Raw genomic sequence first — 14,432 nt, forward strand, 5'->3', positions numbered from 1 at the left:
CAACCGAAAAGGAGCTATTCTATGGAATCGAACCTCAGCATCCCCCGTCCCGAATACCCGCGTCCGCAATGGGTGCGGGATCGCTGGCTGAATTTGAACGGCCCTTGGCAGTTCGAAATTGATCACGGCAAGAGCGGGAAGGAGCGCGGCTACCACCAGCCGGAGCATGCGCTCGAAGGAACGATCACCGTTCCGTTTTGTCCGGAAAGCAAGCTGTCCGGCGTAGAATATAAGGACTTCATGGCCGCCGTGTGGTATAAGCGGGAATTCACCCTGCCGGAGGATTGGAACAGCGGCAGGATCCTGCTTCATTTCGGCGCGGTTGACTACGAAACCGAGGTGTGGGTGAACGGAACCTCCGTCGGTACGCATCGCGGCGGGTACTCCTCGTTCAGCTTCGATATTACCCCGCATGTCAAGGAAGGCGCCAACGTGGTGACCGTCTATGCGGAGGATGACGTTCGCTCGGGAAGCCAGCCGCGCGGCAAGCAAAGTGAACGCTTCCACTCGCATGGCTGCGACTACACGCGCACGACGGGCATTTGGCAGACCGTATGGCTGGAGCAGGTCCCTGAAACCTATCTAGCGGACATGAAGGTGGTGGCCGATCCGGCGAATGCATGCGTGCACCTGGAAGTGAAGGTCAGTGGAAATACCGCCGGAGCGCAGCTGAAGGCGTCCGCCTTCTATGAAGGAAAGGAAGTCGGTGAGGCTACGGCTGCGGTGCAAGGGCCAAGTGTCAAGGTGACCGTGCCTGTATCGGAAGTCCATTTGTGGGAGGCGGGCCACGGCCGGCTGTATGACCTGAAGCTGTCTCTCGAACGGCCGGACCTGACGGACGCCGATGCCGATGCGGTTGATTCGTATTTCGGCCTGCGAACGGTGCGGCTGGACGGCATGGCGTTCCGGATCAACGAAAAGTCGGTGTTCCAGCGGCTCGTGCTGGATCAAGGATTTTACCCGGACGGCATCTATACCGCACCTGCGGACGAAGATCTGCGGAAGGATATTGAGATTTCGCTGGGGCTTGGATTCAACGGCGCCAGACTTCATGAGAAAATGTTCGAACCGCGCTTCTTGTATTGGGCCGACCGGCTGGGGTATCTCGTCTGGGGAGAGCATGCCAACTGGGGGCTGGACATTACCACTCCCGCAAGCTTGTCGCGGTTTTTGCCCGAATGGCTGGAAGGTGTGGAGCGGGATTACAATCATCCGGCGATCATCGGCTGGTGCCCGTTCAATGAGACGTGGGACCGGGACGGCGCCAAGCAGGATAACGAAGTGCTGCGCATCGTGTACGAGACGACGAAACGGCTGGATCCGACGCGCCCGGTAATCGATACGAGCGGCAACTTCCACGTCGTGACGGATATTTTCGACCTGCACGATTACGATCAAAATCCGGAGACGTTCCGGGCCAGATACGAGCCGATGAAAACGGGCGGCGAGGTGTATAACACGTTTCCGAACCGGCAGACGTACGGCGGGCAGCCTTATTTTATCAGCGAATACGGCGGCATCTGGTGGAACCCCGACCAGAAGGACGACAAGGCTTGGGGCTACGGCGACCGGCCGACATCCGAGGAGGCGTTTCTCCAGCGGTACGAAGGGCTGACGAACGCTCTGCTGGAGCACCCGATGATGTTCGGATTTTGTTATACCCAGCTGTATGACGTGGAACAGGAAGTAAACGGGCTGTACACCTACGACAGACGTCAGAAGTTTGATCCGGAAGTGATTCGCCGCATCAATTCCCGCAAAGCGGCCATTGAAGATTAATGCTTGAGTGAAGGTTACGGTACGAGTTTATATTCCCGAAGAGGAGGATGCCTGTACATGAAGGCTATAGTGCGTAATCCGCTGCTGCTTGCGTTATGCATGCTGCTGCTCGTTCCCATGGGGCAGGTCACGGAGGCGGCTTCCAGCCGGAACAATTTTTATAACGTCGTCATGCAGGATGGAGCGGACCCCTGGGTTTACAAACATACGGACGGTTATTACTATTTCACGAAAACGACGGGCGGCAACGTAACGATCTGGAAATCGGCCGAGCTGACGGCGATCGATGCGGCCCCGACCCGAGTCGTCGAAACGGGCTGCTGCAATATTTGGGCTCCCGAGCTTCATTATATTGACGGGGCCTGGTACATCTATTACGCCAAGGATGACGGCGACAACGCGAATCACCGCATGTACGTGATGGAGAATACGTCGGCAGACCCGACGCAGGGAACCTGGCAGGACAAGGGGCAGATCACTGACCCGACGAATAAATGGGCTATCGACGGTACCGTGCTGCAGACAGGCGGACAGCTCTACTTTATTTGGTCGGGCTGGGAGGGGGATGTCAACGTAAGTCAGAACCTGTACATCGCCCATATGAGCAATCCTTGGACGATCGACTCGAGCCGCGTTGAAATTTCCAGGCCGACCTATCCGTGGGAGACTAACCACTCGCCTTATGTCAACGAGGGTCCGCAGGTTGTTGTGCGGGATGGCGTCATCAGCCTGGTGTACTCGGCGAGCGGAAGCTGGACGAACGATTACTGCCTCGGGCTCATCACAGCCAGCGTTTCCAGCGATTTGCTGAATCCGGCCTCTTGGACGAAACGCAGCCAGCCGATCTTCGCGTCCGGAAACGGGCTATATGGGCCGGGACATCATTCGTTTACCCAATCGCCCGACGGAACCGAGGACTGGATCGTGTACCATACGGCCAAATTCGACGGTGCCGGTTGGAACCGGGAGATTCGCACGCAGAAATTTACGTGGAATGCCGACCATACTCCCAATCTGGGCGTACCGGCCGATCCCAATGTCCCGATTCCGCTGCCTTCCGGTGAAACAACGCATATCCGCGTCGAAGGGGAAAAAGGAACGTTCGGCGGAGCGGCGTACGCTTCGCAAAGTCCAAACGGGTCGGGCGGCATGAAGGCCGGACATATCGATACGCCGGACAGCTACGTGGACTATGCCGTGAAAGTGCCGAAAGCCGGCGAATATATATTGCTGGCACGAACCGCGAACGGAACGGCCGGTGGGGACTGGTCCCATCTTCAGCTGGCCGTTAATTCGGGCATGCCGAGCCCCTTTTACATCACGAATAAAGGCTGGGAGAACTGGGGATTGTCCACGGCGCGCATTCAGCTCCATGCAGGCACCAACACGATCCGCTTCACCAAGGGTTCAGGCTACGGGGAGATCGACTTTTTTGACATCAAGCGGGCCAAATAGATTTATAGGTTCACGGATTTGTACGTAATCAAGGGAAAAATTAATCCGGACTTATCGCTGTAAAAGGACCCGTATCGGTGGCCGGCTCAATCCTGAGCCGGCCTTTGGTTTTCAGGGTAGCCCCACGCGCGGTCTGCTCTTCTAGAAATATACGTCGATGCACGTTTTTCTTGCTTTCGACCGTCGAATCCGGTTTATCTTATGTTTATTTGTCCGGCAGAAATATGCCGCTTTCCGGAACTTTACGTGCCTTTCCTGGCCTATAATGGTTTTTGCGTGATCGCGATCAACAAAACCACTATACATACCGGAGGTGCCAGAACAATGAATGCTGTCAGAAGAATCGGTTTTAAATGCACATCGCTCATTCTTCTCTTTATGCTGACATGGACTTCTTTTGGGGCTTACCCAACGTCAGCTGCATCAACAATGAACTATTCAAACCCGATCAATACGGCGGGAGCGGATCCGTACGTGATGCTGCATTCGGATGGGTACTATTATTTTACACGCACGTTAGGCAACAGGCTGGATATTTGGAAATCCAGATCACTGACCGCGATGGATCTGGGAGAACGAAAGACGGTATGGACGCCCCCTTCCGGCTTGAAGGATATTTGGGCGCCTGAGATCCACCATATCGACGGCAAATGGTATATCTACTATACGGCGAATACCGGCTGCGGCGATGATTGCCGGGGAGTATACGTCCTGGAGAATGATTCCCCGGATCCTTTACAGGGCAGCTGGACGGACAAAGGCAAGCTGAATACACAATATGCGGGATTAGACGGCACCGTATTCGACCATAATGGCCGGCTGTACTTTTTGTATGCGGCATATGGGGATTGGTCGGGCAGCCACGGCAGCGCGATCGCCATCGCACCGATGTCGAATCCGTGGACGCTGGACGGAGACAGCAGTATCCTGACCAAGCCCGAATACGACTGGGAAATGAAAGGCATGCCTGTTAATGAAGGCGCTGTCATCTTGAAAAACCAGGGGAAAATATACCTTGTCTTTTCTGCAAGCGCTTGCTGGGAGGATGACTACTCGCTGGGTATCCTGAGTGCGGATGCTGCAAGCGACTTGCTGAATCCCGCGTCATGGACGAAGAGCGATCAGCCGGTTTTCGCCAAGTCTGCGGCAAATGGGGTCTACGCTCCGGGACACAACTCCTTTGTCCCATCCAAGGACGGGACGCAAGATTTAATCGTGTACCACGGCAACAACAGCCCCGGTCAAGGCTGCGGCCCACGGCCGACCAGAGTACAGCCTTTTACCTGGAATAATGACGGTTCCCCGAATTTCGGAGTTCCGACCAACGGTCCGCTTGCGGTTCCGTCCGGTGATTATCGGATTGAAGCGGAGCATGGAACACCGGTCAAAGCGTTAATCAAGGAGGAGGAAGGCGCGTCCGGCGGCAAAGTCGTGCGGCTCAATAACACGAACAGCTCCTTATCGATCAAGGCTGTCATTGTGCCTGAAGAAGGGAGCTATACCTTAAACATCAGGTACTCGAACACCGCAGGTCCCGATGCCTCGGAACAGGTGTCGGTGAACGGTCATTCGGCCGTGACGGTGGCATTGCCTCACACGGGAAGCAAGCAGTATGCAACGGCTTCGATCCAGGTCGAATTGAAGAAAGGCTACGACAACGTCATCGAATTTGCGAAAAGCAAACATGCCATTGACATCGACTACATTGAACTTGCTGGCAGCAACATATTCTCGATTAAGCCTGGGGCCGAGTACAAACTGATTAACCCGAATGGCGGCAAAGCTCTCAGTGTGGCCGACCCAAATGCAGCGGGCGAGACATGGACCCAAATGAAGGATGATTCCGACGGAGGGGCGGCGCAGCGCTGGAAGATTACCCTAAATGAGGACGGAACCTATTCATTCGTGAATCCAGAGTCCGGCAAAGCCTTGACCGTGATCGATCCTGCGGCCGCTTGGGGAAGAGCGGGCCTAGCCGAGTATCAAGGCTTGGATACGCAAAAGTGGAAACTCGTGGATACCGGCAACGGTTACTGCAAATGGTTTAATGTGCAGACGGGAAAGGCGCTTGACGTTAACGGAGCAAGCATTAATAGCGGTACGGATGTGGGAACGTGGCAGGACATTCCCGGCGGAACCGCACAGTTTTGGCTGCTGTACCGTTTGGATTGAAGATATAGCAGATTCCAATATAAGACGGCTTCTGTTACAGGAAGCCGTCTTTTTTGTTGCTAAGTTCTCTTACTTTCCAGTCTCTTTTTTTCGGACGTTCCAAGATTGCAATAGCGGGATGCAGCTGTATCCGTTACTATGAATATGGACGACTTCAAGTGAAGCGAGGCTCAGTAGAATTTGGTTAAGAAAATCATCATATTCATTACATATTTAGCCCTCATGCTGGGGGCAAGATGGTTCTGGTGGGATACGTTTGGTACGGATGAGCAGCCCAAGGTTGTGCAGGGCACTCTTGATCTGCGCGGGCATCCTATGGAAGACAGGCACTCCCTCTTGTTGGACGGGGATTGGGAGTTTTATCCGGATCAGTTGATCTCGGACAGCCGCCAAGCAGACGAAGCTGATCAGGATAGGCGTATGATCCATGTTCCCGGAGATTGGAGCCCGACTTGGCAGGACAAAGGCGGTTCGTCGTTCGGGTACGGGACCTACAGGCTCCGGATTCTTGTCGATGAGCAGCCGGACAAGCGTTATAAATTATGGATTAAAGAAATTAAAGCTTCATCCGTTGTAATCGTCAACGGGAACATCGTCGGCGAGGCCGGCAAACCGGCGGCGAGTGCTAAAGAGTATATTCCGGTCATCCAGTCTTTCGCCAAGGACGCTGCTCCGAACGAGCAGAACGTGATTGATATTTTCGTGCAATCGGCGAATTATCATGATCCCACGAGCGGGGGCATCATCGAGTCCATGCGGTTCGGGACGCAGGCGGCGATTGATTTTGAGTGGTGGTATTCGATTGTATTTCAGGTGGTCGTCTTTACGATCCTGCTTCTTCATGCGCTGTACGCCGGTATTATGTTCTTGATCAACCCGCGGGAGAAGCTTCTGCTTGCTTTTGTGTTCCTGCTCATTTTCGCGGGTTTGACGGTGGTCTCGGATCACGAGTATGTGCTGATGAGCTGGTTCCCCCTGAATTACACCTGGATGCTGAAAATTCGGATTTTGTCGTATTTGGGCGTTCCGTTCTGCATGCTGCTGATGGGCAGGGGCTTTACCGGGCAAGTCCGGCGCGGGCCAGTATTCCTTACGTATTTGGTCGCCTCTGCGCTGTACTGGATCTTTATACTTGCAGCCCCCGCGAATCTGGTTCATATCACAAGGACCCATCATGTCTTCGGTTGGTTTTACCTGATTCCGAGCATCTGGTTCTTTGGGCTCATCGGCAAGATGGTGTATCAAAAGCGGAAGGATGCCTTTATCATTCTGCTGGCGGCAACGAGTGTCATTTCCAATATCTTATGGGGATTTGTCAATTTCGACTGGAATTTCACCCCGATTTATTATCCGGTCGATATCGTGGCTGGGGTCGTCGGCTTCTCGGTGTACTGGTTTAAGCGGTACTTCCGAAATGCGGCGGAAAATGCCAGGTTGAACGCCGAGCTTCGCCGGGCGGACGAACGGAAGGATCAATTTTTGGCGAACACTTCCCATGAGCTTCGGACGCCGCTGCACGGGATTATCAACATTGCGCAATCGGTTCTTTCCCGCGAGGGACGCTCCTTGTCGGAAGCAAGCCAGCAAAATATGGAGCTGCTCGTCACCATCAGCCGCCGGATGTCGCAGCTGCTGAATGACCTCCTTGACGCCGTCATGCTGAAGGATCAGCGGATCGTGCTGCACCGGGAAGCCCTGCAGGTCGAATCGGTCGTGTCCGGCGTGGTCAGCATGCTGGCTCATATGACGGAAGGGAAACCCGTTCAAGTGGTCCTGTCGATTCCGGACAAGCTTCCTCCGGTTGATGCGGATGAACAAAGGCTGACCCAAATTGTGTTCAACCTGCTGCACAACGCGATCAAATTTACGGATGAAGGCGTCATCGAAATTTCGGCCGAGGCCAAGGAAGAGGCGGTTGTCATTCAGGTGGCCGATTCGGGTCGAGGGCTGGAACAGAGCGCATTGGAACGGATTTTTCTTCCCTATGAGCAGGCTGAGGATGAAGACGATCATGGGGGGATCGGGCTTGGCCTCAGCATCTGCAAGCAGCTGGTCGAGCTGCACGGGGGGAGGTTGACCGCCGAATCGGCCCCTGGACAAGGAGCGGTGTTCAGCTTCACGCTTCCTAAGGCTGAAGGTTGGCTGCAGGCGGATCTAGAGAATGAGAATTCCGAAGGAGGCCGCACCGAGCCGGAGCTGGATCTGGAGGATGCCCCATCGGATGCCCTGCACATCACAGAAGCGGCAGTCTCCATGGAGACGGTTTATGCTGGCCATGGCGGTGGATCGCTGGACGAATCGATATCCGCTGGAATCAAAATTTTAGTCGTCGAGGACGATCCGGTAAACCTGAGGGTGCTCGCAGGCATTTTCGCGGAGGAGCCGTATGAGATTCAAACTGCTTTATCGGCGAAGGAAGCGCTGCAGCAGCTCTCGTCCTCGACATGGGACCTGCTCATTTCGGATGTCATGATGCCGCATACGTCGGGTTATGAGCTGACGCGAATCGTCCGCGAACGGTACAACAGCTTCGAGCTGCCGATTCTGCTGCTGACCGCAAGAAGCCGGCCGGAGGATATTTATGCCGGATTTATGGCCGGTGCCAACGATTATGTGGCGAAACCGGTGGACGCGCTTGAGCTGAAATACCGGGTACGTTCCTTGGCGACGCTTAAAAAATCGGCAAAAGAGCGCCTCCGGCTTGAAGCGGCATATCTGCAGGCACAGATTCAGCCTCATTTTCTGTTTAATACGATCAATTCGATTATGGCTTTAAGCGATATCGACCTGGATCAAATGCGGGAGCTGGCTGATGCCTTTACTTCCTATCTGCGGATCAGCATCGATTTTATTAACTCGGAGGAAGCGGTGCCGCTCTCCCATGAACTCGAGCTTGTACGGGCATATTTATACATCGAGAAGGCGCGTTTTGGGCCGCGGCTGGCGGTCATTTGGGATATCGATCCGCAATTATCGCTGTTTATACCGCCGCTCACGGTGCAGCCACTGGTCGAGAATGCAGTTAAGCATGGGCTGCTGAGCCGGATACAAGGCGGAACCGTGCAGATTATCATCCGCCGGGAAGAGGATGGCACGCGATTTGAAGTCAGGGATAACGGAAAGGGTATGACTCCCGAGGAAGTACAGAGTCTGCTTCAACCGCATTCCACGAGCGAACCGTCATCCGGAGGCATTGGACTGAAGAATACGAACCGGAGGCTTCTGCAGCGGTACGGCCGAGGACTTCAGATCGAGAGCCAGTTGGGGCAGGGGACGGTGATGTCCTTCGTGATTCCGAGCCAGGGCTCCGGGGACTATCGGGAATTCGAGCCCTCTCAAAGCATAGAATAAAACACAAAGCAGCCTGTTCAGCAGGCTGCTTTGTGTTTTTGTTCATCGTATTCAGCGTTTCATTCCCTGGCTTATGGTTTGGCTTGCCAACAAGCTTTGTTCCAGGGGTACCAGGATCGTTCCGGAACCCGCAGCCTTCAGGCTCAAGCACTGTGCGATTCGTTTCAGCGTGACAGCCAATCTCGCGGGTTGAACGGGCTTCAATAAATAATCGAGGGCATTCACCTGAAATGCGTGAACTGCAAACTGTTGAAAGGCAGTCACAAAAACGATGTGCATCTGCGGATGAATCGCGAGCAGCTGCTCAGCCAGTTCCATGCCGGACATCTCCGGCAATTCGATATCCAAAAAGGCCACGTCGGGTACCTCGATCCGGCATGCCGCCAGCGCATCGTGCGGATTCATATAGGACCCGATTACATTCCACGGAACATGAACAGCGGTCTGTGTCTGAAGCAGTTTTTCCATTTTTAATAATGCCAGATGCTCATCATCGACGATAATTACCTTCAAGCGGCTTTCTCTCCCCTTACAGACCCGTGTTTTCTCGGATGCGGTATACTTATGTATTCTGAAACTATTCTAACGCTCCATCTTTACCAGGTTGCTCATACGTTTCTTCTTGTACGACCGAACACGTATGCCAATCATCCATGGCCATGTACCCGCGGCGAACCAGCGCAAAAATCGTATTTGTCGTGCAGCACCATTCGACATCAGGCAGCCTTGTCGGGCCATTTCTTGCCTTCGGCAGAACGCCCTCATACGTCCAAAAGCCTCCGTCATTCCAACGAACGAGCTTACCTCCATGCTTCCAGGCTTGTTTTAAAGCTTCTTGCTGTATTTTCGATAACATTCCTTCACCACCAAGCAAATCCATTAATTAATAACAATACTCATGCCTCCGTTAAAAGCGATACCTACATTAGACCACACTGCTCTGAATACGTTCTGAACAATCTCCAAGCAACAGGATTGAGCATAACTTGGCGTTTCCAGGGACAATCTAAGCAGAAAAGGTTGTACTTTCCTAAGAAAGGAGCAATCCTGCGATGGCTGAAGAACAGCAGGAACGTCCATCAGGGAAAACGATCGCGGCCATTGGCTCGGTTCCCTTTATCATGACGTTTGGCAATTCCATGCTGATTCCAATCCTGCCCCAAATGGAGTCCAAGCTGCATATTTCATCGTTTCAAACGAGCCTGACCATCACCGTTTTCTCTTTGGTTGCTGCTTTTTTTATACCGATTCTGGGGTATTTATCCGATCGCTATTCCCGAAAAGTCGTCATTGTGCCGGCTCTGATTCTGTACGGCATCGGCGGGCTGCTGGCCGGATTTGCGGCAGCTCTGTTTCCCAAGCCGTTCCTTTGGATTATGGTGGGACGGACGCTTCAAGGCATAGGTGCGGCGGGGACAGCCCCGATTGCCATGGCGCTCACGGGTGATTTGTTCAAGGGATCCCAGGAGAGCAAAGTGCTCGGCCTGGTCGAGTCATCCAACGGTTTCGGCAAAGTGATTTCACCGATTCTCGGATCGCTGGTGGCCTTGATCGTATGGTACAGTGTGTTTTTCACCTTCCCGGCGGTCGTGATTATTTCGATCACGCTCACGTGGCTCCTGATCAAGGAGAAGAAGAAAGAGAAAGAGCCGATGCCGTTCAAGAAATACATTCACGGCCTTGGCAGTGTGTTCAAGCATGAGGGACGATGGCTGATCCCCGCGTACTTGGCCGGCGCGACCTGTTTGTTTGCGCTGTTCGGGATCCTTTTCTACCTGTCCGACATGCTGGAAAAGGAACACAACATCATGGGGGCAGGCAAAGGGCTGGTGCTGGCCATTCCTCTGCTTGTCATGTGCACGACATCCTATGTGACGGGCAGCCAAATCGGGGAAAACAAAAAGCTGATGAAACGGCTCATCGTGATCGGATTTACCCTGATGACGATTGCTTATGTCTCGCTGGCGTTTATCGGGCACTTGACTCTGTTTATCTCGGTGCTGGCCGTCAGCAGTTTGGGAACGGGCTTGATCCTGCCCTGCGTCAACAGCTTTATTACGAGAGCGGTCGGGAAGGAAAGACGGGGCATTGTGACCTCCCTGTACGGGTCGGTACGGTTCTTCGGGGTGGCGGTCGGTCCGCCACTGTTCGGGTGGATGATGGGATGGTCGCGGCCGGGCATGTTTCTGTCCATTGCCGGACTGACGTTTGTGATCGGGCTTCTGGCCCTTTTCCTGATCCGGGTCGATTCCGGGGAAGAAAAGCCGTCCGGTGGCAAACGCGCCAAAGCCTACCGCAACAAGCCGGCGGGCCTCATTCGGCCGTTCGGTGGACGCCAAAAAGCCGGATCTTGATCCGGCTTGCTCTGTTGGATGGATCCTATGGTTTGTGCGCAGGCGCAGATAGGCAGGAGCAAGCTGCTATTTTTTGCTGCGCCAGGCGAATCCGGCCGTCCATCTCCGCTGCGGCTTGCGGCCGAGGATGTAGTTGATGACCCGGGTGGAGATCATTTGGCATCCGATGGCAAAAAGGATGATTCTCCAGTTGACGACATAGGCCGCCAGAATAAAGATAACCCCGTTCATCCAGAAAAGGGATGTGCCGGGTTTTATTTTTTTATACTTATATATCACCAAGGCGGTATAGCCGATGCCTCCGTTGGATACCCGCTGCCTCATCAGCATGGCGACGCCTGTACCTAGAATAAGGGAGCCGATCAAGAGATCGAGCCACACATTTAGCAGCGGCGGACGGACATATACTTCAAAAAAATTGACCGATACGGACGTGGCCGTGATCACGTAAATGGTGCCAATGGCACTGAACATGCCCAAATGATGGGCGGCAAAAATAAGAAAGGCGAAGTTGGCGACCCAGAAGCCAAGGCTCATGGGCAGGCCGAACCCGTGGTTCAGCAGCACGGCAATACCGGCACCTCCCCCGGAAGGGATGCTGTGCGGGAATAAAAAAACCGCCATCGCAAAGCCTTGAAGCACCGCTCCCGCTGTAATGAGGGAGACTTTCCTGCCGAGGCGGCGGTAAAACAGGTGCCGGTGGTGCCGGTAACGGCCGGGAATTAACTGTATTTTCAACCCGATCATCCTTTGGAGAATAGTTTGGTGGTCACAAGCTGGTCAAGCCTTACTAAAATGTATGCTTGTCTGCGGACAAGGATGCCAGTTCATGCCGGGCGGGCAAGGTATGCGGAACTGTGGTATGTTTACTTTTAAAAGAAGGGGGAGGAAAGCATGGAGCAGGACAAACATCAGGGGTGGGAACTGGCCACGTTTGCGGGCGGGTGCTTCTGGTGCATGGTGCAGCCCTTTGACGAGCTGCCGGGGATCCATTCGATCGTGTCCGGTTATACCGGGGGCCATACGGAGCATCCGACTTATGAAGAAGTTGGGACCGAAACGACCGGGCACTACGAAGCGGTTCAGATCGCTTTTGACCCCAATGTGTTTCCGTATGAGCGCCTGCTGGACATCTATTGGCAGCTGATCGATCCGACCGATGCGGGCGGGCAGTTTATGGACCGGGGGAACTCTTACCGGACGGCCATTTTTGTACATAGCGGGGAGCAGCGGGCCAAAGCGGAGGCTTCCAAACAGGAGCTTGCTGCAAGCGGGCGGTTTAAGGGGAACATTGTCACCGAAATTTTGCCCGCGGGGCCGTTCTATCCGGCGGAGGATGAGCACCAGGACTACTATAAAACGCACCGCTACGACTACAACCTCTACCACGAAGGGTCGGGACGGGGAACGTTTGCCGAAAAGTATTGGCGCAGAAAGCAGGATGATGCCGAGCTGCGCAAAAGGCTGACCCGCCTTCAGTATGAGGTCACGCAGCACGGCGCGGATGAGCCGCCGTACGAGAATGCGTACTGGAACAACGAGCGGGATGGGATCTATGTGGACGTCGTGAACGGAGATCCGCTGTTCTGCTCGCGGGATCAGTTCGATGCGGGGACCGGCCTTCCGGCATTCACGCGGCCGATCCACGAAGGCTTCCTCCGCCGAAAGGCCGACCTGCGCAGCGGCAAAGCACGCACCGCTCTGTACGGCCGCTTGTCCGGTTCGTACCTGGGCCACCTGTTTCACGACGGCCCGCCGCCTGCCGGGCAGCGTTACCAGGTCAACTCGGCGTCGATGCGCTTTGTGCCGCGGGAGGAGCTGGAGCGCGAGGGGTACGGGAAGTATACGGAGCTGTTTGAGGGAGTGTGAGGTGAGAGAGTAGGGGGGAGAAACCTTAAGCTATCCTTTGGGGATGGCCTGGGATATAGTTCGTTAAAGTCCAAACTTCAAGGACGGCCTAAGGGCATGGTTCGTTACAGTGTAAAGCCACCGGCTGGGTTAAGACGGTTGAAGTTCTGTGCGGAATCTTCTAAAAAAGGTTCGTATATCCTCAACGAGCAGATCCGGAACCTCCATGGCGGCGAAATGTCCGCCGTGTTCAAACTCGGTCCAATGGATGATGGGATGTTGGCGCTGCGCAAGAGAATATACCGGTAATGCCAAGTCGTAAGGCAGCACGGACACGCCCAATGGTACGGGACACCGAAGGGGCCCCTTCGATTTCGAACTTTCGTAATACAATCGGGCTGATGATCCGGCGGTTCCCGTAAGCCAATAGAGCATCACATTCGTTAGCAGCCGGTCGGCGTCCACCCTGCAGGCAGGATCGGTCCATTCGTAAAACTTCTCAGCGATCCATGCCAGCTGCCCAACCGGCGAGTCCGTGAGCGCATAGGACAAAGTTTGGGGCCTGGTGGATTGGAGCCTCGCATATCCTGCCGGTGCGGACCGGTAACTCTGTGCGCGTTCGAGCCTTTCACGGTCTTCTTTAGACAGTTCACTCGGATCGAAGTCCTCCGCTGGAACGGTATGCAAATAATTCACATGGACGCCGCACACATGCTCACTGTCATATTCGGCCAACAACCGGGAAATGCCTGCGCCCCAATCGCCGCCTTGGGCCCCATAACAGCCGTACCCGAGGCGACTCATCAGCTCCGCCCAAGCCCGGGCAACCCGGCGCATATTCCATCCCCTATCCAGGGTAGGGCCCGAGAACCCGAAGCCTGGGATCGAGGGAATGACCAGGTGGAAAGCGTCAGCCGGATCACCGCCGTGAGACCGCGGATCAGAGAGAGGTCCGATGAGATCGAGGAATTCGACGATCGAGCCCGGCCAACCGTGAGTAAGGATCAGCGGCAGCGCATCTTTCTCCGGGGAACGGATATGCAGGAAATGAACGTTGGCCCCGTCGATGGTCGTAGTAAACTGTGACAACCCGTTTAACCGCTTTTCGTGCTTGCGCCAATCGTATGAATTGAGCCAGTACTCCGCCAGTTCCTTGAGATAGCCGAGCGGCACGCCGTAATCCCAACCGGCATCCGGCAGCTCGTCAGGCCAACGGATACGGGCGAGACGGTCCTGCAGGTCGTCGAGTGCACTTTGCGCAATTTCGATGCGAAACGGCAGTATTTTGGTGCTGTCCATCCTATTCATAAAAATATGCTCCTTCCCTTCATATGGTTGATAAATCAACGTTGTACACAGGAATATAACATCTTTATTGTTGATTTGTCAACAAAAATAAAGCGGGCTGGATCACAAAAACACTGCACAAAAATACTGGCACGGACATTGCGTAATTTCGAAGTGGTTACCTCT

At 54.4% G+C, this 14,432-nt stretch carries 10 protein-coding genes; 6 read left to right on the forward strand and 4 right to left on the reverse strand.

Annotated elements, in window-relative coordinates:
- Positions 1–21: 21 nt before the first annotated feature.
- From ABID47_RS25425 to ABID47_RS25440, 4 genes are all read left to right on the forward strand, one after another.
- Entirely contained in the window at positions 22–1,779 is a 1,758-nt protein-coding gene (locus ABID47_RS25425) for a glycoside hydrolase family 2 protein (RefSeq protein ID WP_354500932.1), read from the forward strand.
- Between the two features lie 57 nt (positions 1,780–1,836).
- The gene (locus ABID47_RS25430) at positions 1,837–3,234 is read left to right on the forward strand and encodes a family 43 glycosylhydrolase (protein ID WP_354500934.1); all 1,398 of its coding nucleotides are present in this window, start codon (positions 1,837–1,839) and stop codon (positions 3,232–3,234) included.
- 429 nt (positions 3,235–3,663) lie between these two features.
- On the forward strand, positions 3,664–5,406 hold the full coding sequence (locus ABID47_RS25435) for a family 43 glycosylhydrolase (protein ID WP_354500936.1): 1,743 nt from the start codon (positions 3,664–3,666) through the stop codon (positions 5,404–5,406).
- A 180-nt stretch (positions 5,407–5,586) separates the two neighbouring features.
- Positions 5,587–8,757: an ATP-binding protein gene (locus ABID47_RS25440; protein ID WP_354500938.1), complete on the forward strand. Its 3,171-nt coding sequence runs from the start codon at positions 5,587–5,589 to the stop codon at positions 8,755–8,757.
- Between the two features lie 51 nt (positions 8,758–8,808).
- On the opposite strand, the gene ABID47_RS25445 is transcribed toward ABID47_RS25440, so the two are convergent.
- Both ABID47_RS25445 and ABID47_RS25450 read right to left on the reverse strand, forming a co-directional pair.
- On the reverse strand, positions 8,809–9,270 hold the full coding sequence (locus ABID47_RS25445) for a LytR/AlgR family response regulator transcription factor (protein WP_354500940.1): 462 nt from the start codon (positions 9,268–9,270) through the stop codon (positions 8,809–8,811).
- A gap of 64 nt (positions 9,271–9,334) precedes the next feature.
- Positions 9,335–9,613, reverse strand: coding sequence for a hypothetical protein (locus ABID47_RS25450; RefSeq protein WP_354500942.1), 279 nt, complete (start codon positions 9,611–9,613; stop codon positions 9,335–9,337).
- A gap of 196 nt (positions 9,614–9,809) precedes the next feature.
- Here ABID47_RS25450 and ABID47_RS25455 point away from each other — a divergent pair, with 196 nt between their 5' ends.
- Positions 9,810–11,111, forward strand: a complete 1,302-nt coding sequence (locus ABID47_RS25455) for an MFS transporter (RefSeq protein WP_354500944.1) — start codon at positions 9,810–9,812, stop codon at positions 11,109–11,111.
- A gap of 66 nt (positions 11,112–11,177) precedes the next feature.
- On the opposite strand, the gene ABID47_RS25460 is transcribed toward ABID47_RS25455, so the two are convergent.
- Positions 11,178–11,849: a YitT family protein gene (locus tag ABID47_RS25460; RefSeq protein WP_354500946.1), complete on the reverse strand. Its 672-nt coding sequence runs from the start codon at positions 11,847–11,849 to the stop codon at positions 11,178–11,180.
- Between the two features lie 156 nt (positions 11,850–12,005).
- Between ABID47_RS25460 and msrA the strand changes: the two genes are divergently transcribed.
- Positions 12,006–12,980 (forward strand): peptide-methionine (S)-S-oxide reductase MsrA, encoded by a 975-nt coding sequence (gene msrA, locus ABID47_RS25465; RefSeq protein WP_354500948.1) that lies wholly within the window; start codon positions 12,006–12,008, stop codon positions 12,978–12,980.
- A gap of 129 nt (positions 12,981–13,109) precedes the next feature.
- Here the strand turns inward: msrA and ABID47_RS25470 are convergent, their stop codons facing one another.
- Positions 13,110–14,267, reverse strand: a complete 1,158-nt coding sequence (locus tag ABID47_RS25470) for an epoxide hydrolase family protein (RefSeq protein WP_354500950.1) — start codon at positions 14,265–14,267, stop codon at positions 13,110–13,112.
- Positions 14,268–14,432: the final 165 nt, after the last annotated feature.

The sequence above is a fragment of the Paenibacillus favisporus genome, assembly GCF_040545415.1.
GTDB lineage: Bacteria > Bacillota > Bacilli > Paenibacillales > Paenibacillaceae > Paenibacillus_AQ > Paenibacillus_AQ favisporus.